The following is a 21,869-nucleotide window of genomic DNA, read 5'->3' on the forward strand; positions in this document are numbered from 1 at the left end:
CGGCGGTGGCCCCGGACCGGTGTGCGGGCCACGGCCCGTCTCGGGGATACTGACCGGGCCCGGCCACCCCGCCGGCCGGACGACCTAGGAGACCTCGTGGCCACTGACGCCGACTCGGCACGCTCGGAGGCCGACGCCTCGGCCGAGCCTGCCCCGCGGCGGTCGGTCGCCTCCCGGCTCGGGGCGGCCGTCAAGGAGACGGTGATCGTCCTCGCGATGGCGCTGACGCTCTCCTTCGTCGTCAAGACCTTCCTCGTCCAGGCCTTCTACATCCCCAGCGAGTCGATGGAGGACACCCTCGCCGTCGGCGACCGGGTCATCGTCTCGAAGCTCACGCCGGGCCCCTTCGAGCTCTCGCGCGGCGACGTCGTCGTCTTCGCCGACCCGGGGGGCTGGCTCAACGAGACCCCGCCCGTCAACCACGGAGCCGCGCTCAACGCGGTCCGGGACGCGATGACCTTCGTCGGGCTGCTGCCCGACACCTCGGAGGGGCATCTCATCAAGCGGGTCGTCGGCCTGCCCGGCGACCGGGTCCAGTGCTGCGGCGAGGGCGGTCGTCTCATGGTCAACGGCCACGCGATCGACGAGAGCCCCTACGTCAAGCCGGGGACGAGCCCGAGCAACGTCGACTTCGACATCACCGTCCCGGCGGACTCGGTGTGGGTCATGGGCGACAACCGGGACGACAGCTCGGACTCTCGCTTCCACGACCCGGCGGGTACCGGGCGCGACGGCTCCGTGCCGATCGACCTCGTCGTCGGCCGCTCCCGTTTCACGGTCTGGCCACTCGACCGGGTCGCCGGCCTCGCGAACCACCCCGAGGTCTTCGCGAACGTGCCGCAGACCCGTACCGTCGGCCAGTGACCCGGGCTGCGACGCAGGGGGCGGCGCGCCGGCGGCCGCGGTCGTTGCCGAAGAAGCCGAGCCTGCGCGTCGAGCGGGACCTCCAGCGGCAGGGCTTCCGGCTGCTCGCCGGGATGGATGAGGTCGGTCGGGGCGCGCTGGCCGGGCCCGTGAGCGTCGGCGTCGTCGTCATCGACGAGAGCGTCCGGTCGGCGCCGCAGGGGGTGCGTGACTCCAAGCTCATGACGGCGGCCGCCCGCGAGGCGATGGTGCCCCGGCTCCGGCGCTGGGCGACCTCATGGGCCGTCGGGCACGCGAGTGCCAACGAGATCGACGCGATCGGGATCATGGCGGCGCTGCGTCTGGCGGGCCGGCGGGCGCTCGGCACGCTCGAGGTCCGCCCGGATCTCGTGATCCTCGACGGCAACCACGACTGGCTCACCGACCCTGGCGAGGTGGGGCTCTTCGCGGACCTCGGGGAGGGTCCGAGCGTGCCGCCGGTGACGACGATGATCAAGGCGGACATGGCCTGCTCCTCCGTGGCGGCCGCGAGCGTGCTCGCCAAGGTCTGCCGGGACACGCTGATGACCCAGCTCTCCGTCGAGCACCCGCAGTACGGGTGGTCGGAGAACAAGGGCTACTCGGCGAGCGCCCACCTCGACGCGCTGCGGGAGCACGGGCCGTGCGTGCTGCACCGTCGCTCCTGGAGCCTGCCCGGGGTGGGGCATGATGGCCGGACAGGCCCGCCCGGGCCCGTCGCCCCAGCCGGTGGCGCCCCCATGACCGACGCGGAGCAGCTGAGCAGATGAGCGCCGAGGACCTCGAGCAGTACGAGACCGAGATGGAGCTCGCGCTCTACCGCGAGTACCGCGACGTCGTCCACCTCTTCAGCCACGTCGTCGAGACCGACCGCCGCTTCTACCTGGCGAACTCGGTCCAGGTCGACGTCCGCGGCGAGGGGGCGGAGGTGTACTTCGAGGTGACGATGGAGGACGCGTGGGTGTGGGACATCTACCGTCCCGCGCGCTTCGCCAAGCAGGTGCGGGTCGTGACCTTCAAGGACGTCAACGTCGAGGAGCTGGCCAAGAGCGACCTCGAGGTCCCCAAGGCAGGCTTCTGACCCCCACCCCCCAGATCCGAATCTCCCGAGGTCTCTGTCAACCGCTTGCGAATGTTCGCGAGCGGATTGTCAGTCCCCCAAGGGTTTTCTGAGGGGGCCGAAGGGGTGACCGTCGGCCTTCGTCGACCCGGTGGCCTGTCCACAGGACCGGCCTGAGGGCGCTGGTCGTCCACAGCCGGCCGAAAGGGACGACGGTTCCCTGTCGGCGGTCGTTGACTCGGCCCCGGAGGTGGTCGAGATGACCGGGACGAGACAGGCGCTGGGTGCGCTGGGCGAGCAGGTGGCCGAGCGGTACCTCACGGCACAGGGCATGACGGTGCTCGACCGCAACTGGCGGTGCGACCAGGGCGAGATCGACCTCGTCCTGCAGGACGGCGCAGACCTCGTCGTCTGCGAGGTCAAGACGCGGCGGAGCACAGCCTTCGGGGAGCCGGTGGAGGCGATCACGCGGGCCAAGCTCGCCCGGCTGCGGCGACTCGCCGGCTGCTGGGCGAGCGCGCACGAACGGACCGGGCTGCGACTGCGGATCGACGTCGTCGGTCTGCTGCGTCACGCGGACGGGACCTACACGGTCACCCATCTGGAGGGGGTCGGCGGATGAGTGTCGCGGTGACCCGGGCAGTGGCGCTTCGGGGGATGAGCGGCCATCTCGTCGACGTCGAGTGCCATCTCGGGCAAGGGCTCCCGGCCTTCGAGATCGGTGGGCTGCCGGACACCGCGCTGCGGCAGGCGCCCCAGCGGGTCCGGGCGGCAGCGCTCTCCGCGAGCTGCTCGCTCAGCTCCCGACAGCTCACCGTCAACCTCTCTCCTGCGGCGATCAGCAAGCACGGCACGGGTTTCGACCTCGCGATCGCAGTGGCGGCGCTTGCCACCATCGGGGCGTTGCCCGCCGCACGTGTCCGCGAGACGGTGCACATCGCCGAGCTCGGCCTCGACGGACGGCTGCGCCATGTCACCGGCGTGCTGCCTGCCGTGCTCGCCGCCCAGCAGGCAGGGTGCGACCACGTCGTCGTCGCGCCGGAGGACGTCCCCGAGGCGCGGCTCGTCGAGGGCGTCCGGGTCTCCTCCGCGTCATGCCTCGACGAGCTCGTGAAGGCATACGGCGTCCTGCGCGGCGACGGGGTCCTCCCTGAGGCGCCCGCGGTGACGACCACCTCTGCCGAGACCCCTCGCCGGCAGGTCGACCTCGCGGACGTCAGCGGCCAGCACGAGGCTCGCGCGGCCCTCACCCTGGCCGCCGCGGGCGGCCATCACATCCTGCTCAACGGCCCTCCCGGGTCCGGCAAGACGATGCTCGCCGAGCGGCTGGTGACGATCCTCCCGCCGTTGACGCGGGAGCAGGCGCTCGAGACGTTGGCGGTCCGCTCCCTCGTGGGCGACGCGCCACAAGGTGGCCTCGATCTCACGCCACCGTTCGTGGCCCCGCACCACTCGGCCTCGGTGGCGGCGCTCGTCGGCGGGGGGTCGGGTGCGGTCCTGCCGGGTGCTGTCTCGCAGGCACATCACGGGGTCCTCTTCCTCGACGAGGCAGCAGAGTTCGCGGGGTCGGTGCTGCAGGCCCTCCGTCAGCCGCTCGAGTCCGGACGGGTCGTCGTCGCCCGGGCTCGGGAGCGGATCACCTATCCCGCTCGTGTGCAGCTCGTCCTCGCGGCGAACCCCTGCCCGTGCGGGGAGGGATTCGGCAAGGGGCTGTCCTGCCGCTGCCGACCGACCGAGCGACGGGCCTATGCCGCGAGGCTGTCGGGCCCGCTGCTCGACCGGGTCGACATCCAGGTCCAGGTGCCCAAGGTGAGCCTGGCCGACCTCTCCGAGGCGCCGCCGGACTCCAGCGCCGAGATCGCTCAGCGGGTGCTCGCCGCACGGGCTGCGCAGGCGGAGAGGTGGTCGGGGCTCGGTCTCACCCTCAACTCGCACGTGCCCGGTCCGCTCCTTCGCCGCGCGCCATGGCGCCTCCCGCGCGCGGTGACCTCGTCTCTCGACAGGTCGCTGGAGCAAGGACACGTCACCGGCCGAGGCTACGACCGCGTCCTCCGGCTGGCCTGGACGAGCGCTGACCTCTACGGGCGGACCGTCCCCTCACCCTCGGACGTGGGCCTGGCGCTCATGTACCGCACGCAGGGTGCGGTGGCGGCATGAGCACCTCGCAGCTCCCGGCGCCGAGCCGGGCCGAGCAGGCCGCCGCCGGGGCCATGGTCGGGTCGGACGAGCGGATGGCCCGGGTGGCGTGGGCGCTCGTGCTCGAGATCGCCGCCGAACGACCGGGTCACGACCGGGGGCGCCTGGTCGCCGAGGTCGAGTCGCTCGGTCATGTCGAGGCCTGGCACCGGCTCGTGGGCGGCGACCTGCCCCGCAGCGCGTCCGCGCGAGCCCGGGTCGCGGACGTCGACGTGGACGCGGAGCTGCTCCGAGCAGAGAAGATCGGGAGCCGGATCCTCGTGCCCGGTGATCGGGAGTGGCCGAGCGCGCTCGACCACCCGTTGCTCGCGCCGCACCTCCTCTACGTGCGAGGCTCTGCCCGGCTCGACGAGGTGACGGCGCGGTCCGTCGCCGTCGTCGGGTCGCGGGCGAGCACCGGCTACGGCGAGGCGGTCGCGCGGGACATCGGATCCGGGCTCGCGGGCCGCGGGTGGTCCGTCGCGTCGGGCCTGGCCTACGGCATCGACGGTGCCGCGCACCTCGGGGCGCTGACGGGCGAAGGGTCCTGCCTGGCGGTCCTCCCGTGCGGCCCCGACCAGGTCTACCCGCAGGGGCACCAGCGCCTCGCCGACGCCGTCCTCGAGCGGGGGCTGATCATCACCGAGCAGCCGTGCGGACGGACCGCTCAACGGCACCGCTTCCTCAGCCGCAACCGGCTCATCGCGGGCCTGTCTCGCACCGTCGTCGTCGTGGAGGCGGGCCTGCGGTCCGGCTCGCTCAACACGGCCGGGTGGGCGCTGAGGCTCGGCGTGCCCGTCGCGGCGGTCCCCGGGCCGGTGACCTCCATGGCCTCGGCGGGGTGTCACGACTGGATCATGCGCGACAAGGCGCGCCTCGTCAGCGACGCCGATGACGTCATCGCCCTGGCGGCCACGGTCGGCGACCCTCATGTCCTCGACATCGAGGTGGTGGAGAAGCTCGGGCCGGCCCGTCCCGCCGATGCTCTCGGTCAGCAGGAGCGGCGGCTCCACGACCTCCTCACGCCGCGCAAGGAGCGCACCGTCGGCCAGCTGGCGACCGAGCTCTCGCTCCCCGTGCACGAGGTGCTCGCCCACCTCGGCACGATGAGCCTCGACGGGTGGGCGGTGCAGAGCGAGGTCGGCTGGCGCCGAGGGACCGGACCGACGTCCGGCGAGGTTCGTTGAGCAGGCTCCCTCCCCGTGCGACATTGAGCGCATGAGCCTGCCCTGCCCGCGTCGCGTCCTCGTGACCGGTGCCGCCGGGGCGGGCACGACGACGCTGGCGAGCGCGTTGGCGGCCCGCTGGTCAGTGCCGCACGCCGACACCGACGACTACTTCTGGCTGCCGACCGACCCGCCGTACCGCGAGGTCCGTGAGGTGTCGGCGAGGGTCGAGCTCATGAGCGCGCTCTTCCTGCCCCGCCCGGTCTGGGTCCTCTCCGGATCTCTCCTGGGTTGGGGCGACCCGGCGCGCAGCGTCATGGAGCGCGTCGAGCTCGTCGTCCTGGTCACCCTCGAGCCGTCGACGCGCATGGCGCGGGTCGAGGAGCGCCAGCGCCGCCGATACGGGTCGGCCGCGATCGCCGAGGGCGGACCGCTGCACGACGAGCACGTCGCCTTCCTCCAGTGGTGCGCCGGCTATGACGACCCTGACTTCGACGGCCGCAACCTGGCCGGGCACCTCGCCTGGCTGGAGCAGATCGAGCAGCCGTCCCTGCGCCTCGACGGCTCCGCCGCGGTCGGCGACCTCGTCGCGCAGGTCGCGTCGCACCTCTGTGGGGCCCGCCCGTGACGGAGTGGGTGGAGGCCGAGGTCGAGCGCTTCGTCGAGCATCTGGTCTCCGAGCGCGACCGCTCCGAGCACACGGTGCGGGCCTACGCCGGTGACGTCCGCGCGTGCCTCGAGTGGTGCGTCGAGACCGGGGGAGCGGGAGCGCTCGGCGACATCACTCTCGCCGACCTCCGTGCCTGGCTCGGGTCGTTGTCGGCCTCCGGCGCAGCCCGCACGACCGTCGCCCGGAGAGCAGCCTCGGTCCGTACCTTCTTCGCCTGGGCCCGGCGCACGGACCGTCTCACGGCGGACCCGGCGCTTCGGCTCACCAGCCCGAAGCGGCAACGCACGCTTCCAGACGTCCTGACCGCCATGGGCGCGACCCACCTCCTCGAGGTTGCCGAGATCGCCGCGGACGACGACGACCCGATCCACCAGCGCAACCGCGCGGTGCTCGAGCTGCTCTACGCCAGCGGCATCCGTGTGGGCGAGCTCGTCGGCCTCGACGTCGACGACCTCGACCTGGACCGCCAGGTCGTCCGGGTGCTCGGCAAGGGGCGGAAGGAGCGCATCGTCCCCTTCGGTGCCCCCGCCGCCCAGGCGCTCAGCGCATGGCTAGAGAGCGGCCGACCCCGCCTGGCTGTCGACGGCTCGGGTCCGGCGCTCTTCCTCGGTCGGCGCGGACGCAGGGTCGACCCACGGCAGGTCCGCACCGTCGTCCACGAGCTGCTCCGCCATGTCCCTGACGCCCCCGACGTCGGTCCGCACGGACTGCGCCACAGCGCTGCCACCCACCTTCTCGACGGTGGTGCCGACCTGCGGCTGGTCCAGGAGCTCCTCGGCCACGCCTCCCTGGCCACGACGCAGATCTACACCCACGTCTCGGCGGAGCGGCTCCGCCGGTCCTACGACCAGGCACACCCACGCGCCTGACGTTGAGATCGGCCCGGCCCGCCGTCCGGCCCTCCGGGTGCGCGTGCCACCTCAGTCTCGGCGGGTGGGGGCGGGGTCACGGGACGGGTAGGAGGATGACCCGAGTCCCGCCGAAGAAGGGGATCGGGTCCAGGTAGTCGCGTCCCCGCAACGCCCCGAGGTGCAGGCAGGTGGCGGGCGCACAGTGACCTGGGTCGGCGCTCACCCGGCCGATCACCGCACCCTGCTCGACGGACGTCCCCTCCGGCAGCCGGGAGGTCACCGGCTCGTAGGTGCTGCGGATCCCGTCGGGGTGGGTGACGGTGAGCGTCCCCCGACCGGCGACGCGGCCGCGGTGGGTGACGATCCCGGCTGCCGCTGCCCGGACCTCCTGCCCCGGCCGCGCCCGGAGGTCCAGCCCGCGGTGACCGGGCCCCCACCGCGAGGACGGCGCGTCGAAGGGTGAGACCACCTCCGGCCGGGGCACGAGCGGCCAGACCCACAGCGCAGCCGACGCCTCCGAGGCCGGGGCCGGGGCCGCGGACGTCTGCGGGTGGACGACCGTGACCGCCACGGGTGCGGTGACCAGGCCGATCGCGATCGCGGCGAGGACTGCGGTGGAGGAAGGCACTGCCCCAGCCTGGGGGAGCCGACGTCGAGGCGGACCCACCCCTTCGTCGCTGTGGATCCGCGAGCACTGACGGGAGCGGCTGTGGATCCTGGCCTGCGGGGCGAAGCCGCTGGGCCCCGGGCGGCTCAGCCGGCCGAGAGCAGCCGGGGGTCGTCACGGACGGCCAGCGACGCGAGCGCCAGGAGGAGCCGGTCGCGCGGGCTGTCCAGGCTGCGCCCGGTGAGCTCCTCGATGCGCTTGACCCGGTAGATGACGGTGTTCCGGTGGCAGACGAGCTCCTCCGCCGCCTGGGTCGCCGACCCACCGTTGCGCATCACGGCCACGAGGGTCTCCAGCAGCACCTTCCGCGTGACCCCAGAGACCTGGAGGAGCGGTCCGATCGTCTCCTCCACGAGGAGCGTGGTGATCTCGGGGCTCCGGGCGAGGACCGCCTCGGGCAGGCGTTCGACGATGTCGGCCACCTGGTCGGCCCCGCGCGGCATGGACGTCGCCGCGGTGAGCGCGGCCTGGTGTGCCGACCGGACGCCCGCGACCCCTTCGCGACTCATCGCGGTCCCGACCCGACCGCGTGTCACGCGCGCGACGACCTCCCGCGCCCTGGGGGCCTGCCCAGGCGCGAGGTGCGCGAGCCCCACGACGTGACCCGTGTGCAGACGCCAGTGCGAGAGCACGCCCGAGTCCTCCATCCGTTCTCGGACGGTGTGGACCGAGGGGACCGGCTCGTCGGGCAGCCAGACGAGGCAGAGGAGCTCCTCGTCGCCCACCATCCCGAGCACGGCCCGGGCCTGGGCCGCGAAGGCCGGGTCGCTGCCACGCCCTTGGACCAGGCCCTCGATGACCTCGTCGACGCGGCCCGGGTCCTGCCGCTCCAGGACGAGCTCCTCGCGGCGATATGCCTCGCGCACCACCTGGTTCTGCACGTCCAGCCCCAGCCACAGGACCTGACCCGCGTGCAGCAGGACGACGTCGGGCACATCGAGCTCCTCCCCGACCGCCACGACCTGCTCCCACAACGCCCGGGTCCCGTAGCTGTATGCGGACAGCACGACGCTCATCGGGATGCCCTGCTGCGCCCGCCGACGTCCGGTCTCGTTCCACAGGTCCACGGCCCGCCCGTTGATCCGCTCGTGGCCGACCATGAGCTCGATGCCCTGCCGGATGTGGGCCCGTGTGCTCGCGCGCAGCTCGGCATACCGCTCGGGGTGCCCGGGGTCGTACCACGGGCTCTCCAGCTCGGCGAGGCGATCGGTGATGTCGTCGGCGATGCTGTCGGCCCGGGGGAGGATCGCCGCGAAGGCTGCCTCGAGCTGGGCCGCCTGCTCCGGGTCGAGCTCACGGCCCGACACGGGCGCCACGACGCTGCTCCCGCGCACCGACCCCGACCTCGTCATGTGGCGAGTTTGCCATCCTCGGCACAGACCTCGCTCGCGAAATAGGGCGTTGCGCACGAGGGAGTTTGTGCTCGCGGCACATAGCCTTCGGCCCGCCCACTCCTGCATCGTCGTCCCATCCCACAACGTCGTGGGTGCGCCGACGGAAGGAACCGTGTGAGCAGCTCCACCGATCACGAGCCTGTGCTGGCCATGGCCGACGTCGTCGTCCGCTTCGGTGGCGTGGTGGCACTTGACGGCGTGAGCCTCGAGGTCCGCCCCCGCGAGGTCCTGGGCGTCATCGGGCCCAACGGAGCGGGCAAGACCACGCTCTTCAACGTCGCCTGCGGTTTCGTGCGTCCGGCAGAGGGGCGACTCATCTTCGACGGCAAGGACGTCACCGGCTGGCGTCCCGACGACCTCGTCGGCCACGGGGTCGCCCGCACGCTCCAGGGCCTGGGGCTCTTCGACCGACTGAGCGTGCTCGACAACCTCCTCCTCGGGGCGGACCGGCACGCCAGGTCCGGATTCGTCTCCTCGCTCCTCGCGCTCCCTCGAGCCAGCCGTGACGAGGCTGCGCTCCGGGAGCGGGCGATGGGCGTCCTGGCCCGGCTCGGCATCGCCGAACGCGCGGGGATCCCGGTCGGGGCCCTGCCCTACCCCCTGCGCAAGCGCGTCTCGCTCGCCCGGGCGCTCGTCGCCGAGCCCCGCCTGCTGCTCCTCGACGAGCCGGCCTCGGGTCTGTCGGAGGGCGAGATGGCCGAGCTCGGAGACATCATCGTCGACCTCGCCCAGGACATCTCCGTGATGCTCGTCGAGCACCACATGGACCTCGTGATGCGGGTCTGCCAACGGCTCACGGTCCTGGACTTCGGGCGCGTCATCGCCGAGGGGCCGCCGGAGGTGGTCCGCGAGGACCCCGCGGTCCTCGATGCGTACCTCGGAGGGGTCATCGAGGACACCGACGTCCGCACGGCCCCGACCGTCTCGGCGAGAGGAGACGGACGTGCTTGAGCTCGAAGGGGTCACCAGCCGCTACGGCCCGGTGACCGCGCTGAACCATGTCGACCTCGTCGCCGAGGAGGGGCGGATCACGGCGGTCCTCGGCGCCAACGGCGCGGGCAAGACCACTCTGCTGCGCACCATCAACGGTCTGCACCGAGCGGCCTCCGGCAGCATCCGCTTCGACGGACGGGACATCACCCGGATGTCGACCGACCAGATGACCCGGGTCGGGCTCGCCCACGTCCCCGAAGGGCGGGGTGTCATCACCGAGCTCACCGTGGCGGAGAACCTCCGTCTCGGCCTCCTCGGGCGATCCACGCACCGTGACGCCGTCCGCATGGACGAGGTCGTCGATCTCTTCCCCATCCTCGGGGACCGCGCCAACGCGCTGGCCCACACGCTCTCGGGCGGCGAGCGGCAGATGCTGGTCATCGCCCGGGCGCTCCTGGCCACGCCCCGGATGCTCCTCCTCGACGAGCCGAGCCTGGGCCTCGCTCCGCGCATCGTGGCGCAGATCTTCGGCATCGTCCGCCGGCTCGTCGACGACCAGGGCCTGTCCGTGCTGCTCGTCGAGCAGAACGCGCGCAGCGCCCTGTCCATCGCCGACGTGGGGGTGGTGCTGGGCCTCGGCAAGGTCGTCGCCTGCGACGACGCCGAGGTGCTCGCGGCCGACGAGAACCTCCGCCACGCCTACCTCGGCTACTGACTAGGAGACGACGTGCAGCTGATCAACACCGTCCTCGGCGGACTGTCCCTGGGCATGGTCTACGCCGCCTTCGCGCTCGCCCTGGTGCTCATCTGGCAGTCCACACGGATCGTCAACTTCGCCCAGGCGCCGATGGCCATGGTGACGACCTTCATCGCGCTGACCCTCATCGATGCCGGGATCAGCTACTGGCTGGCCTTCGCGGCTGCCCTGGTCTCCGGGTTCGTCCTCGGTGCCGTCGTGGAGCGGCTGATCATCCGGTACGTGGACCACGACAGCCACATCAATGCCGTGATCCTCACCCTCGGGCTCTTCATCGTCCTGCACGCGGTGGCCGCCATCGTGTTCGGCAGCAACTTCAAGTCCTTCCCGGCACCCTTCGGCCTCCAGGGCATCGAGGTCGGCAGCACGACCCTGGCACTGACACCCTTCAGCATCTTCACGATCCTCGTCGTCATCGCGGTGATGGCGGTGCTGCGGCTGCTCTTCCTCAAGACCGACCTCGGCCTGACGATGCGGGCCGCAGCCTTCAACCAGGAGGTGGCGAAGGTCCTCGGCGTCCGGGTGAGCAACCGCCTCATGCTCGGCTGGGCCCTGGCAGCCCTCGTCGGGTCGCTCTCGGGGCTGCTCATCGCCGGAGGCAGTCTCGTGCACCCCTCGTACATGGACGGCGTCGTGGTCTACGGCTTCGTCGCCGCGGTGCTCGGCGGACTCGACAGTCCCGGCGGCGCCGTCGTCGGCGGTCTGGTCATGGGAGTGGCTCTCTCGCTCGTCAGCGGGTACCTCGGGTCGGGGCTGGTACCGCTCGCCGCCCTCGTCGTCCTCGTGGTGGTCCTCCTCATCCGGCCCGGCGGACTCTTCTCGACCTCGACGGAACGGACGGTCTGATGCGCACCCTGCTCGCCTCGCACGCCCTGCGCCGGGTCCTCGTCGCCGTGCTCGTCATGGCCGTGGCGGTCTTCGTCATCGACCTCCTGTCGGGATACCGCCAGGGGCAGGTGGCCAACATCGCCTACCTCGCCATCGCCGCCGGCGGCCTGACCGTGCTCACCGGTCTCAACGGACAGCTCTCCCTCGGGCACGGAGCGTTCATGGCCGTCGGTGCCTACACGACGGCGCTCCTGCTGCAGGACGGCCGGGAGACCTCGGTGCTCGTCCTCCTCGTCGCCGCGGTGATCGTCTCCGTCGTCATCGGTCTGGTCGTCGGGCTCGCCGCGGCGCGGCTGCACGGCCCGTACGTCGCGGGTGCCACCCTGGCGCTCGCCGTGGCCCTCCCCTCCCTCGCGACGCACTTCCGCGGGACGCTCGGCGGCGAGCCGGGGCTGCGAGTCAGGAGCCCGGAGGTGCCGAAGCTCGTCGACGACGGCCTCTTCTTCCTCACGGGTACCGACACCGGCACCACGCAGTGGATGGCCACCCTGGCCGTGGGCTGCCTGGTGATCACCTTCCTGCTCCTGCGCAACCTCGGGGAGTCCCGGGTCGGCCGTCGCTGGCGGGCGGTCCGCGACGACCCGGTCGCGGCGCAGCTCGCGGGCATCGACCTCGGCCGCAACCGGGTCGGCTGCTTCGTCGTCAGCGCGGCCTGCGCCGGCCTGGCCGGCTCGCTGATGGCGATGATCACCCGGATCGCCGCGCCGACCGGCTTCACCATCGTCCTCTCGCTGACGCTCCTCATGGCCGTCGTCCTCGGCGGCCTGGGGACGCTGACGGGGGCGCTCATCGGGGCGGCCCTGCTCACCCTCCTCCCCGGCTACGTCACCAACCTCGGCTCGTCGATGGGTCTCTCCGACCTGCAGTCCGCCGAGCTCGCCCCCCTCGTGCTCGGCCTCACCACCATGGCGGTCGTGCTCCTCGCCCCATCCGGGCTCGTCGGCACCATCATCCGCGCCTACCGGCAGAGGCGGACACCCATCGCTCCCCCCACCCCACGCACTGCAGCACCGCAGGGCACAACCCTCGAGGAGACATCATGAGAAGTACCCGACTGCGCGCGGTCGTCGCCGCGTCCACAGCCGCAGTGGTCCTGGCCAGCTGCGGTGCCGGTGGCCGCGACGCCTCGGACGGCGCCTCCGGCGACGACGGTGCGGCCAAGGGTGACACCACCGGCATCACCGACACCACGATCAAGATCGGCACCCACCAGCCGCTGACGGGTGTCGCGGCGCCGGGCTACTCCGAGATCAACACCGGAGTCCAGGCGTACCTCGACTACGTCAACGAGGCGGGCGGCATCCACGGCCGCACCATCGAGTACACGGTCAAGGATGACGCCTACAACCCGACCAACACGACGAAGGTCGTCGACGAGCTGGTCCTCGGCGACGAGGTCTTCGCGATCGTCGGCGGTCTCGGCACCGCGACGCACATGTCGGTGATCGACTTCCTCAACCAGGAGGGGGTCCCGGACCTCTTCGTCTCCTCCGGCGCGCACGACTGGGGCAACGACCCCGAGGCCCGGCCCACGACCTTCGGCTGGCAGCCGGACTACGAGATCGAGGGCAAGATCATGGGGCAGTGGATCAAGGAGAACATGCCCGACGCCAAGGTCGGGCTCTTCCTCCAGGCCGACGAGCTCGGCGAGGACGGCGAGACCGGTCTGCGCCAGTACATCGACGACCAGATCGTCGAGCGGGTGGAGTACGCCTCCGGCAACATCGACATCGGCCCGCAGATGTCCAAGCTCAAGGAGTCCGGCGCCGATCTCGTCATCGGCTTCAACACCCCGAGCTACACCGCGCTCAGCCAGCTCGGCGCGATGAAGCTGGGCTTCAAGCCCAAGTGGATGTACACCAACGTCGGCAGCGACGCACGGCTCATCGGCGGGCTCCTCGACAAGTTCTCGCAGGGCCAGGTCAAGGCGGGCCAGTCAGCGCTCGACGGGGTCATGACGACCGAGTACATCCCGGGCGCCGACGACGAGGACAGCCCCTGGACCGACCTGTGGAACAAGGTCTGGGACGCCCACGGCAAGGAAGGCGACCTGACGAACTACCGGGTCTACGGCATGTCCCAGGCCTACACCTTCGTCTCCGCGCTCCAGGCGGCCGGCAAGGACCTCACCCGTGAGCGGATCATCCAGGTCATCGAGACCGACGGGCAGAGCTGGCCGGACCCGGCCCTCGCGCCCTACCGCTTCTCTCAGGAGAGCCACCTGGGCATGACCGGCATGCTGGTGTCGGAGATCGAGAAGGGGATCGGCAAGCCGCTCACCGAGGTCCTCGTGACCGACATCGGCGACGCCGAGATCACCCCGGACGACTCAAAGGCTGCCGACGACGCGCCGCCGGAGAGCGGCATCCCGGAGGTGCCTGTCGCCGAGTGAGCCGGCCGACGGGGCGAAGGGGTGACCGGGGGACCGGTCACCCCTTCGTCGTCCTCGGGTCGGCGGGCGCGACGGGAGGGCTCAGCCGACGAAGCGGGGCAGACCCTCGCGGATGCTCTGCTCGCTCTTGCAGAAGGCCAGACGGATCAGCGAGCCGGTGCCCTCGGTGGTGGCGCAGAAGGCCGAGACCGGCACCGCCGCCACACCCTGCCGCTCCGGGAGCTCGAGGCACCACCGCAGCGCGTCGGTCACCCCGAGCGGCGCGGCGTCGGCGACGACGAAGTAGCTCCCGCGCGGGACCGTCGGGATCATCCCGATCTCCTCGAGACCGGCGAGCATGAGGTCGCGCCGCCGGGCGAAGATGCCGAGCATCGGCGCGACGAGCTCCTCAGCTCGGCCGAGCGCCTCGGCCACGGCGGGCTGGTAGCCCGCCCCGCCGGAGAAGGTCAGCCACTGGCTCGTGCTCGCGACGACCTCGACGAGGTCGGCGGGCCCGCTGGCCCAGCCGACCTTCCACCCGGTGACGGAGAAGGACTTGCCGGCCGAGGAGATAGTGATCGTCCGCTCCCACATGCCCGGCAGCGTCGCGATCGGGACGTGCTCGGCGCCGTCGAAGGTGATGTGCTCGTAGACCTCGTCGGTGACGACGACGATGTCGTGCCGGCGGGCCTGCTCGGCGACGAGCTCGAGCTCTGCGGGGGTGAAGACCTTGCCCGTCGGGTTGTGCGGGGTGTTGAGCAGGATGACCCGGGTCCGCGGACCGCACGCGGCCGTCAGCGCGTCGGCGTCGACGGCGAGGTCGGGGAAGCGCAGCGGCACGCGGCGCAGCACGCCGCCCGCGAGGTCGACGAGCGCGCCGTAGGCGTCGTAGCAGGGCTCGAAGGTCACCACCTCGTCGCCGGGCTCGACGAGCCCGAGGATGCTCGCGGCCAGGGCCCCGGTCGCCCCGGTCGTCACCGTCACCCCGAGCTCCGGGTCGACCTCTAGGCCGTAGCGTCGCTGCTGGTGGGCGGCGATCGCCCGGCGCAGGGGGCGGACGCCACGGGCGGGCGGGTACTGGTGGTCGCCGGCGGCCAGGGCCACGCGGGCGGCCTCGACGATCGCGGGCGGTGGCGGGTCGTCGGGGAACCCCTGACCGAGGTTGATCGCGTGGTGCCGGACGGCCAGCCCGGACATCGTCGCGAAGACGGACTCGCCGTGCGGCTGGAGTCGGGCCACGAGTCGGGAGGTCATGGCCAACCACCCTAGGACGAAGGGGGGATGCCGGGGTGGTGGTGCCGATTTCCCCTGCCGTCCCGGGCGCGCGTACGATGGAGGCACGCCCGGCTCTGCCCGGGCGAATTCGCGCGTCTTCCCGTCTGTGACGAGCTTGCTCCGATCAGAGGCGCACCACGGCAGTCCCGAGCGATCGGGCGGGGTGCGTGCAGGCGCCAGGACACAACTGACAACCCACGAGCACAGGAGGACACGGCATGGCCGTCGTCACCATGCGCCAGCTCCTTGAGAGCGGCGTCCACTTCGGGCACCAGACCCGTCGCTGGAACCCGAAGATGAAGCGCTTCATCATGACCGAGCGCAACGGCATCTACATCATCGACCTCCAGCAGTCGCTGACCTACATCAACGACGCCTACGAGTTCGTCAAGCAGACCGTCGCCCACGGCGGCACCATCCTCTTCGTCGGCACGAAGAAGCAGGCCCAGGAGCCCATCGCCGAGCAGGCGACGCGCGTCGGCATGCCCTACGTCAACCACCGCTGGCTCGGCGGCATGCTGACGAACTTCCAGACGATCTCCAAGCGCCTCACGCGTCTCAAGGAGCTCGAGGAGCTCGACTTCGACACCGTTGCCGGCTCCGGCTACACGAAGAAGGAGCTCCTCCTCCTCCAGCGCGAGAAGGACAAGCTCGAGAAGACCCTCGGCGGCATCCGCTCGATGTCCAAGGTCCCCTCGGCCGTCTGGATCGTCGACACGAAGAAGGAGCACCTCGCCGTCGACGAGGCGCGCAAGCTCGGCCTCCCGGTCATCGCGATCCTCGACACGAACTGCGACCCGGACGAGGTCGACTACAAGATCCCGGGCAACGACGACGCGATCCGCTCCGTCACCCTCCTGACCCGCGTCGTCGCCGACGCCGTCGCCGACGGCCTCCTGGCCCGATCCGGCGGCCAGTCCGGTGCCGCGCAGGGCGAGGACGCCGAGCCGATGGCCGAGTGGGAGCGCGAGCTCCTCGCCGGCGAGGCTGCCGCGACCACCGAGGCTGTCGCCCCGGAGGCCGGCGAGACCGCCGCCGCGGACGCCCCCGAGGCTGCCCCGGCCGTCGAGACCGCAGAGGCCCCGGCCGCGACCGAGGCCCCCGCGGCCGCGGACGCCGAGCCCCAGGCCTGAGCGCACCACCGAACCTGCCCGCTTCTCACCTCACAAGGAGAGCACCACATGGCGAACTACACCGCCGCTGACATCAAGGCCCTGCGCGAGTCCACCGGCGCGGGCATGCTCGACGTCAAGAAGGCGCTCGACGAGGCCGACGGCGACACCACCAAGGCGACCGAGATCCTGCGCGTCAAGGGTCTCAAGGGCGTGACCAAGCGTGAGGGCCGCACGACCTCCAACGGCCTGGTCACCGCCTCCGCCGAGGGCGGCGTCGGCACGCTCGTCGAGGTCCTCTGCGAGACCGACTTCGTCGCCAAGGGCGAGAAGTTCGGCGAGCTCGCCGACAAGGTCCTCGCCGCGGCCGTCGAGAGCAAGGCCTCCAACGCCGAAGAGCTCCTCGCCGCGACCGTCGACGGCCAGAGCGTCAAGGAGCTCCTCGACGGGGCGAACGCGACGATCGGCGAGAAGATCGAGGTCAAGCGAGTGGCCCGTGTCGAGGCCCCGGTCGTCTCGGCCTACCTCCACAAGACGAGCCCGGACCTCCCCGCCCAGATCGGTGTCCTCCTGGGCACCGAGGGCGGCGACGACCAGGTCGGCCGTGACGTCGCGATGCACATCGCCGCGTTCAGCCCGAGCGTCCTCACCCGCGACGAGGTCGACGCGACCACCGTCGAGAACGAGCGTCGCATCGCCGAGGAGACGGCCAAGGAGGAGGGCAAGCCCGAGGCTGCGCTCCCCAAGATCGTCGAGGGTCGCGTCAACGGCTACTTCAAGGAGAACGTCCTCCTCGAGCAGGCGTTCGCCAAGGACGCGAAGAAGACCGTCGCGAAGGTGCTCGAGGAGGCCGGTGCGACCGCCACGTCGTTCGCCCGCTTCCGCGTCGGCGCCTGACGTCCGAGCAGCACCCCGTGCGAAGGGGGCGGCCCACCCGGCAACGGGAGGGCCGCCCCCTTCGTCGTCCCGGGTTGCTCAGACGCTCGCGTCGTCCCGGTCCGCCCGCTCGACGATGCTCCTCACCATCCAGCTGAGGTGCTCGGCGCACTCGTCCGCCGACTGGGTGGGGTAGAGCACCTGGGAGAGCACGGTGCGGACGAGGACGTCGACGGTCCCCGCCAGACGGACCTCGCTCACCGGCAGGTCGTACGGGCCCAGCAGGCCGAGCACCGTCGTCGAGGCGCTGCCGACGAGCATCTCGGAGCTGGTCGTCAGGGGCGGGAGGAGGTCGGTCTCGACCCCGTGCGTGGAGGAGACGATGGCCCGCAGCAGGGGGCTCCGCTCGGCGTACCGCAGCACCGATCGCACGGAGTCGCGGACCGCTGCCGCGACGTCGTCCGGCTGCGTCACGAAGGCGGTCTCGACCTGCGCGAGGAAGGTCCCGAGCTCGCGGAGGACGAGGGCCTCGGCGAGGTCCCCCTTCGACCCGACCTCGTTGTAGACGGTCTGCCGGCTCACCCCGACGACGTCCGCGAGACGCCCCATCGTCACCCCGCTCCAGCCCTGGGCGACGGTGCGCCGGGCGGCGGCCTCGACGATCCGGTCGCGAAGGGTGGCGTTCATCCTCGAGATCCTAGGGAACCGCGGGCCGTCACGGTGGGACCGCGGCCGATCGACGGCCCGGACGTCGGGCCGCCCACCGGCGCTTGCCCCTTCGCCCTGGGCCGGGTCGGGGGATCCGGGCAGGTGTGGAAAGATCGGGTCGGCCCGGGCGCGCCCGACCGGCGCGCTCACCGCACCCCTGAGGAGACCCTCGTGACCGAGACGTCCGCTGCCCCCGCCTACCGCAGGGTCCTGCTCAAGCTGTCGGGCGAGGTCTTCGGAGGTGGCACGGTCGGCGTCGCCCCGGACGTCGTGCGGGGGATCGCGCGGCAGATCGCCGACGCGGTGGGCGAAGGGGTGCAGGTCGCCATCGTCGTCGGCGGCGGCAACTTCTTCCGCGGGGCCGAGCTGCAGCAGAAGGGCATGGACCGGGCGCGGGCCGACTACATCGGCATGCTCGGCACCGTGATGAACTGCCTGGCGCTCCAGGACTTCCTGGAGAAGGAGGGCATCGACACCCGTGTCCAGACCGCGATCACGATGGGGCAGGTCGCCGAGCCGTACATCCCGCGCCGCGCGATCCGCCACCTCGAGAAGGGTCGCGTCGTGATCTTCGGCGCCGGCGCCGGCATGCCGTACTTCTCCACCGACACGGTGAGCGCCCAGCGCGCCCTGGAGATCGGCTGCGACGCGGTGCTCATGTCCAAGAGCGGCGTGGACGGCGTCTACGACTCCGACCCGCGCAGCAACCCCGACGCCCGCAAGCTCGACGAGGTCACCTACGAGGACGCGCTGCGCAACGGGCTCAAGGTCGTCGACGCCGCCGCCTTCAGCCTGTGCGCCGACAACGGCCTGCCGATGGTCGTCTTCGGCATGGAGGGCGAGGGCAACATCACCCGCGGCCTCCTCGGCGAGCGCATCGGCACCCTGGTCCACCCCTGATCTGGGACACTGTCCCCAGACATCCCCACGCAACGTACGAGGAGCCGAACACCATGATCGAGGACGCCCTGCTCGAGGCCGAGGAGAAGATGGAGAAGGCCGTCGAGGTGGCCAAGGACAACTTCGCCGGCATCCGGACCGGCCGGGTCAACCCGGGGCTCTTCAGCAACGTCCTGGTCGACTACTACGGCGCCCCCACCCCGCTGCAGCAGCTCGCCTCCTTCCAGACCCCCGAGGCGCGCACGATGCTCGTCACCCCCTACGACAAGGGTGCGATGAGCGCGATCGAGAAGGCGCTGCGCGAGTCCGACATGGGCGCCAACCCGAGCAACGACGGCAACGTCATCCGGCTCGTCATGCCGGAGCTGACCGCCGAGCGTCGCAAGGAGTACGTCAAGCTCGCGCACACCCAGGCCGAGGAGGCCAAGGTCTCGATGCGGCACGTCCGCCGGCACGCCAAGGACGCCATCGACAAGCTCGTCAAGGACGGCGAGGTGGGCGAGGACGACGGCACCCGGGGCGAGAAGGAGCTCGACGCCCTGACGAAGAGGTACACCGAGACCGTCGACGACCTGCTCAAGCGCAAGGAAGCCGAGCTCACCGAGGTCTGAGCGACCTCCCTTCGCCCATGGACAAGATCGGACCGGTCGAGGCGCCTGTCGTCGTGGACCCACCGCTGCGGCGGGCGGACCGTCATGCCCAGCAGCCGAAGGCGGTCGGGCGCGCGGGGCGCGACCTGCGTGCCGCCGTCGGTGTCGGGGTGGCGCTCGCGGTCCTCGTCGTGGTCGGGCTCTTCGTCCTCCCGGAGATCTTCGTCGGCATCCTCTGCGTCGCCCTCGTCATCGCCGTGTGGGAGCTGCGGCAGGCGCTCGCCGAGCGCTCGATCCACGCGCCGCTCGTGCCCGTGGCGATCGGTGCGGTGAGCATGGCGATCGCCGGGTACGTCCGCGGGCCGGAGGCGCTCGTCGTCGCGACGACCCTCTCGCTCGTCGCGGTGCTCGTGTGGCGGGTCGCGGACGGGCTCGACGGTGCGCTGACCGACGTGAGCGCCGGGGCCTTCACCCTGCTCTACCCGTGCTTCCTCGCGGGCTTCGCCGCGCTCATGGTCGCCGAGCCGGAGGGGCAGTGGCGGGTCCTCGCCTTCATCCTCATCACCGTCTTCTCCGACATCGGCGGCTACGCCTTCGGGGTGCTGCTCGGCAAGCACCCGATGGCGCCGAAGCTCTCGCCGAAGAAGTCCTGGGAGGGCTTCGCCGGCTCCGTGCTCACCTGCGCGGTCGTCGGTGCGATCTCGATCCCGCTGATCTTCGACTCGGGGCAGTGGTGGCACGGGGCGCTGCTCGGCATGGTCATCGCGCCGGTCGCCACGATCGGTGACCTCGTCGAGTCGAGCATCAAGCGCGACCTCGGCGTCAAGGACATGTCCAACATCCTCCCCGGCCACGGAGGCCTCATGGACCGGCTCGACTCCCTCGTGCTCGTGGCGCCCGTCGTGTGGGCCGCCCTGCGCCTCATCTCCCCGGTGACCGGATGACCGACCTGCCCACCCCGAGCACCCAGCGGCCCGTCCCGGGGCAGCTGACGATGTCCGCGCCCCGCCGCGGCAAGCCGCCGCGGCACTGGGCGGACCTCACCGTTGACGAGCGCGCCGAGGCGGTCGTCGAGGCCGGGCTGCCGGCCTTCCGCGCCAAGCAGCTCTCGACCCACTACTTCGTGCACCACACCGACGACCCGGCCGCGATGACCGACCTGCCCAAGGCGGGCCGCGAGGAGCTCGTGCGGGGGCTCATGCCGCAGCTGCTCACGCCGGTCCGCGCGATCACCGCGGACAACGGTGCGACGATCAAGTCGGTCTGGCGCCTGCACGACGGGGCGCTCGTCGAGTCGGTGCTCATGCGCTACCCGCGCCGCGCGACGATCTGCATCTCCAGCCAGGCCGGCTGTGGCATGAACTGCCCCTTCTGCGCCACCGGTCAGGAGGGGCTGACCCGCAACATGTCGGGCGCCGAGATCGTCGACCAGGTCCTCGCGGCCAACCGGATGCTCAAGGACGCCGGACCGGTCGCGTCGGGCGAAGGGGTGGAGCTGGGTGCCGAGTCGGGCGAGGGTGACGAGGCCGGTCCGGTCTCGGGGACCCGAGGGTCGGACCGGGTGACCAACGTCGTCTTCATGGGCATGGGGGAGGCGCTGGCAAACTACAAGGCGGCCATCGGCGCGATCCGCCGGATGACCGACCCCGCGCCGCACGGGCTGGGGATGAGCGCGCGGTCGCTGACGATGAGCACCGTGGGGCTCGTGCCGGGTATCGACCGGCTCGCCGCGGAGGGTATCCCGGTGACCCTGGCCCTCTCGCTGCACGCGCCGGACGACGAGCTGCGTGACGAGCTCGTCCCGATCAACACGCGCTACAAGGTCGACGAGGCGATCGATGCCGCCTACCGCTACTTCCAGGCGACGGGCCGGCGGGTCTCCATCGAGTACGCCCTGATCCGCGACATCAACGACCAGGCCTGGCGCGCCGACCTGCTCGGCGAGAAGCTCACCGCGCGCGGCAAGGGCTGGGTCCACATCAACCCGATCCCGCTGAACCCGACACCCGGCAGCAGGTGGACGGCCTCGCGGCGTGGGGTGGAGCAGCAGTTCGTCGAGCGGCTGAGGGCCCACGGGATCCCGACGACGGTGCGCGACACCCGGGGCAGCGACATCGACGGCGCGTGCGGCCAGCTCGCCGCGGCGACCGCCTGACCTGGGGTGTGTCTCCCGAATGCCTGCGTGATCGCGGGTGAGGGTGGGGGGATCTTCTACCGGCCGGACCGGGATCGCCTGGCGCGACCTGCCGCGGGAGTTCGGACCGTGGTAGACCGTGGGGAAACGTCACCGTCCTCTGCTTCCTGCCCTGGCCCATGCGTCGCAGAGGTGGCCAGGGGCGCGCGTGACACCTCGCTCATGCCGGTGACAGTGTCGTGATGTGGAACCAGGGCCGACCTTGACCACCCGGGTTCATGCTGCGCCAGCCCGGGAAACCCGAGCTGGACCAGGAAACCGCTTCGCGGCCGGGATACTTCGCGGTCTACCCCAGGTTTGTCGGCCCCGTCGGGGTTTCCCGGCCCAAGCACGCCCATGCCGCGCAGCGATCGTGCCGCTGCCCGCGCGTCCATCGGGACACCACTGCACGTCGTTTGGC

Annotated in this window: 23 protein-coding genes; 19 read left to right on the forward strand and 4 right to left on the reverse strand. The window is 71.7% G+C overall.

Going from position 1 to position 21,869, the window contains the following annotated elements; all coding sequences use genetic code 11:
• The first annotated feature begins 96 nt into the window (after positions 1–96).
• The 8 genes from lepB (at position 97) to JNO54_RS07215 (ending at position 6,822) form a co-directional block, all read left to right on the forward strand.
• The gene (gene lepB / locus JNO54_RS07180; protein WP_307818099.1) at positions 97–864 is read left to right on the forward strand and encodes a signal peptidase I; all 768 of its coding nucleotides are present in this window, start codon (positions 97–99) and stop codon (positions 862–864) included.
• Positions 861–1,652 carry a ribonuclease HII gene (gene rnhB / locus JNO54_RS07185; RefSeq protein WP_307818100.1) on the forward strand — a complete coding sequence of 264 codons (792 nt, stop codon included), beginning with the start codon at positions 861–863 and terminating at the stop codon, positions 1,650–1,652. Before lepB ends, rnhB begins: the two co-directional genes overlap by 4 nt.
• The gene (locus JNO54_RS07190) at positions 1,649–1,963 is read left to right on the forward strand and encodes a DUF2469 domain-containing protein (protein ID WP_204143282.1); all 315 of its coding nucleotides are present in this window, start codon (positions 1,649–1,651) and stop codon (positions 1,961–1,963) included. Before rnhB ends, JNO54_RS07190 begins: the two co-directional genes overlap by 4 nt.
• A 238-nt stretch (positions 1,964–2,201) precedes the next feature.
• A complete protein-coding gene (locus JNO54_RS07195; protein ID WP_204143283.1) occupies positions 2,202–2,564 on the forward strand; it encodes a YraN family protein in 363 nt (120 codons plus the stop codon).
• Entirely contained in the window at positions 2,561–4,099 is a 1,539-nt protein-coding gene (locus JNO54_RS07200) for a YifB family Mg chelatase-like AAA ATPase (RefSeq protein ID WP_204143284.1), read from the forward strand. Before JNO54_RS07195 ends, JNO54_RS07200 begins: the two co-directional genes overlap by 4 nt.
• Positions 4,096–5,304: a DNA-processing protein DprA gene (dprA, locus tag JNO54_RS07205; protein ID WP_204143285.1), complete on the forward strand. Its 1,209-nt coding sequence runs from the start codon at positions 4,096–4,098 to the stop codon at positions 5,302–5,304. Before JNO54_RS07200 ends, dprA begins: the two co-directional genes overlap by 4 nt.
• Before the next feature lie 31 nt (positions 5,305–5,335).
• The gene (locus JNO54_RS07210) at positions 5,336–5,911 is read left to right on the forward strand and encodes an AAA family ATPase (protein ID WP_204143286.1); all 576 of its coding nucleotides are present in this window, start codon (positions 5,336–5,338) and stop codon (positions 5,909–5,911) included.
• A complete protein-coding gene (locus JNO54_RS07215) occupies positions 5,908–6,822 on the forward strand; it encodes a tyrosine recombinase XerC (protein WP_204143287.1) in 915 nt (304 codons plus the stop codon). Before JNO54_RS07210 ends, JNO54_RS07215 begins: the two co-directional genes overlap by 4 nt.
• A gap of 76 nt (positions 6,823–6,898) precedes the next feature.
• Here the strand turns inward: JNO54_RS07215 and JNO54_RS07220 are convergent, their stop codons facing one another.
• Positions 6,899–7,432, reverse strand: a complete 534-nt coding sequence (locus JNO54_RS07220) for a M23 family metallopeptidase (protein WP_204143288.1) — start codon at positions 7,430–7,432, stop codon at positions 6,899–6,901.
• Between the two features lie 125 nt (positions 7,433–7,557).
• Positions 7,558–8,823 carry a PucR family transcriptional regulator gene (locus tag JNO54_RS07225; RefSeq protein ID WP_204143289.1) on the reverse strand — a complete coding sequence of 422 codons (1,266 nt, stop codon included), beginning with the start codon at positions 8,821–8,823 and terminating at the stop codon, positions 7,558–7,560.
• A 156-nt stretch (positions 8,824–8,979) separates the two neighbouring features.
• Here JNO54_RS07225 and JNO54_RS07230 point away from each other — a divergent pair, with 156 nt between their 5' ends.
• From JNO54_RS07230 to JNO54_RS07250, 5 genes are read left to right on the forward strand one after another with little or no spacing between them, the layout of a single operon-like run.
• The gene (locus JNO54_RS07230) at positions 8,980–9,816 is read left to right on the forward strand and encodes an ABC transporter ATP-binding protein (RefSeq protein ID WP_307818101.1); all 837 of its coding nucleotides are present in this window, start codon (positions 8,980–8,982) and stop codon (positions 9,814–9,816) included.
• Complete coding sequence (locus JNO54_RS07235) at positions 9,809–10,513, forward strand: ABC transporter ATP-binding protein (protein WP_204143290.1); 705 nt, start codon at positions 9,809–9,811, stop codon at positions 10,511–10,513. The genes JNO54_RS07230 and JNO54_RS07235 overlap by 8 nt, the downstream gene beginning before the upstream one ends.
• A gap of 12 nt (positions 10,514–10,525) precedes the next feature.
• Entirely contained in the window at positions 10,526–11,401 is an 876-nt protein-coding gene (locus JNO54_RS07240) for a branched-chain amino acid ABC transporter permease (protein ID WP_307818102.1), read from the forward strand.
• A complete protein-coding gene (locus JNO54_RS07245) occupies positions 11,401–12,486 on the forward strand; it encodes a branched-chain amino acid ABC transporter permease (protein ID WP_204143291.1) in 1,086 nt (361 codons plus the stop codon). Before JNO54_RS07240 ends, JNO54_RS07245 begins: the two co-directional genes overlap by 1 nt.
• On the forward strand, positions 12,483–13,835 hold the full coding sequence (locus JNO54_RS07250; protein WP_204143292.1) for an ABC transporter substrate-binding protein: 1,353 nt from the start codon (positions 12,483–12,485) through the stop codon (positions 13,833–13,835). Before JNO54_RS07245 ends, JNO54_RS07250 begins: the two co-directional genes overlap by 4 nt.
• Positions 13,836–13,916: 81 nt before the next feature.
• Here JNO54_RS07250 and JNO54_RS07255 read toward each other — a convergent pair whose 3' ends face one another.
• Positions 13,917–15,068 (reverse strand): aminotransferase class I/II-fold pyridoxal phosphate-dependent enzyme, encoded by a 1,152-nt coding sequence (locus JNO54_RS07255; RefSeq protein WP_204143293.1) that lies wholly within the window; start codon positions 15,066–15,068, stop codon positions 13,917–13,919.
• A gap of 239 nt (positions 15,069–15,307) precedes the next feature.
• Between JNO54_RS07255 and rpsB the strand changes: the two genes are divergently transcribed.
• Positions 15,308–16,222: a 30S ribosomal protein S2 gene (rpsB, locus tag JNO54_RS07260; RefSeq protein ID WP_204143294.1), complete on the forward strand. Its 915-nt coding sequence runs from the start codon at positions 15,308–15,310 to the stop codon at positions 16,220–16,222.
• Between the two features lie 48 nt (positions 16,223–16,270).
• Positions 16,271–17,098, forward strand: coding sequence for a translation elongation factor Ts (tsf, locus tag JNO54_RS07265; RefSeq protein ID WP_204143295.1), 828 nt, complete (start codon positions 16,271–16,273; stop codon positions 17,096–17,098).
• 78 nt (positions 17,099–17,176) lie between these two features.
• Here the strand turns inward: tsf and JNO54_RS07270 are convergent, their stop codons facing one another.
• Positions 17,177–17,764, reverse strand: coding sequence for a TetR/AcrR family transcriptional regulator (locus tag JNO54_RS07270; protein ID WP_204143296.1), 588 nt, complete (start codon positions 17,762–17,764; stop codon positions 17,177–17,179).
• A 192-nt stretch (positions 17,765–17,956) separates the two neighbouring features.
• Here JNO54_RS07270 and pyrH point away from each other — a divergent pair, with 192 nt between their 5' ends.
• From pyrH to rlmN, 4 genes are read left to right on the forward strand one after another with little or no spacing between them, the layout of a single operon-like run.
• Positions 17,957–18,685 carry a UMP kinase gene (gene pyrH, locus JNO54_RS07275; protein ID WP_204143297.1) on the forward strand — a complete coding sequence of 243 codons (729 nt, stop codon included), beginning with the start codon at positions 17,957–17,959 and terminating at the stop codon, positions 18,683–18,685.
• 53 nt (positions 18,686–18,738) lie between these two features.
• A complete protein-coding gene (gene frr / locus JNO54_RS07280; protein ID WP_204143298.1) occupies positions 18,739–19,296 on the forward strand; it encodes a ribosome recycling factor in 558 nt (185 codons plus the stop codon).
• 17 nt (positions 19,297–19,313) lie between these two features.
• A complete protein-coding gene (locus JNO54_RS07285) occupies positions 19,314–20,219 on the forward strand; it encodes a phosphatidate cytidylyltransferase (protein ID WP_204143299.1) in 906 nt (301 codons plus the stop codon).
• Positions 20,216–21,430: a 23S rRNA (adenine(2503)-C(2))-methyltransferase RlmN gene (gene rlmN, locus JNO54_RS07290; RefSeq protein ID WP_204143300.1), complete on the forward strand. Its 1,215-nt coding sequence runs from the start codon at positions 20,216–20,218 to the stop codon at positions 21,428–21,430. The genes JNO54_RS07285 and rlmN overlap by 4 nt, the downstream gene beginning before the upstream one ends.
• Positions 21,431–21,869 lie beyond the last annotated feature (439 nt).

It is taken from the genome of Janibacter endophyticus, assembly GCF_016888335.1.
Taxonomy (GTDB): domain Bacteria; phylum Actinomycetota; class Actinomycetes; order Actinomycetales; family Dermatophilaceae; genus Marihabitans; species Marihabitans endophyticum.

Coding starts and splice junctions, on each gene's coding strand:
- rlmN (WP_204143300.1), top strand. CDS start 20,216: ATGACCGACCTGCCCACCCCGAGCACCCAGCGGCCCGTCCCGGGGCAG.
- JNO54_RS07245 (WP_204143291.1), top strand. CDS start 11,401: ATGCGCACCCTGCTCGCCTCGCACGCCCTGCGCCGGGTCCTCGTCGCC.
- JNO54_RS07250 (WP_204143292.1), top strand. CDS start 12,483: ATGAGAAGTACCCGACTGCGCGCGGTCGTCGCCGCGTCCACAGCCGCA.
- rpsB (WP_204143294.1), top strand. CDS start 15,308: ATGGCCGTCGTCACCATGCGCCAGCTCCTTGAGAGCGGCGTCCACTTC.
- JNO54_RS07210 (WP_204143286.1), top strand. CDS start 5,336: ATGAGCCTGCCCTGCCCGCGTCGCGTCCTCGTGACCGGTGCCGCCGGG.
- JNO54_RS07285 (WP_204143299.1), top strand. CDS start 19,314: ATGGACAAGATCGGACCGGTCGAGGCGCCTGTCGTCGTGGACCCACCG.
- JNO54_RS07190 (WP_204143282.1), top strand. CDS start 1,649: ATGAGCGCCGAGGACCTCGAGCAGTACGAGACCGAGATGGAGCTCGCG.
- JNO54_RS07195 (WP_204143283.1), top strand. CDS start 2,202: ATGACCGGGACGAGACAGGCGCTGGGTGCGCTGGGCGAGCAGGTGGCC.
- JNO54_RS07200 (WP_204143284.1), top strand. CDS start 2,561: ATGAGTGTCGCGGTGACCCGGGCAGTGGCGCTTCGGGGGATGAGCGGC.
- JNO54_RS07255 (WP_204143293.1), bottom strand. CDS start 15,068: ATGACCTCCCGACTCGTGGCCCGACTCCAGCCGCACGGCGAGTCCGTC.
- JNO54_RS07270 (WP_204143296.1), bottom strand. CDS start 17,764: ATGAACGCCACCCTTCGCGACCGGATCGTCGAGGCCGCCGCCCGGCGC.
- frr (WP_204143298.1), top strand. CDS start 18,739: ATGATCGAGGACGCCCTGCTCGAGGCCGAGGAGAAGATGGAGAAGGCC.
- JNO54_RS07225 (WP_204143289.1), bottom strand. CDS start 8,823: ATGACGAGGTCGGGGTCGGTGCGCGGGAGCAGCGTCGTGGCGCCCGTG.
- tsf (WP_204143295.1), top strand. CDS start 16,271: ATGGCGAACTACACCGCCGCTGACATCAAGGCCCTGCGCGAGTCCACC.
- dprA (WP_204143285.1), top strand. CDS start 4,096: ATGAGCACCTCGCAGCTCCCGGCGCCGAGCCGGGCCGAGCAGGCCGCC.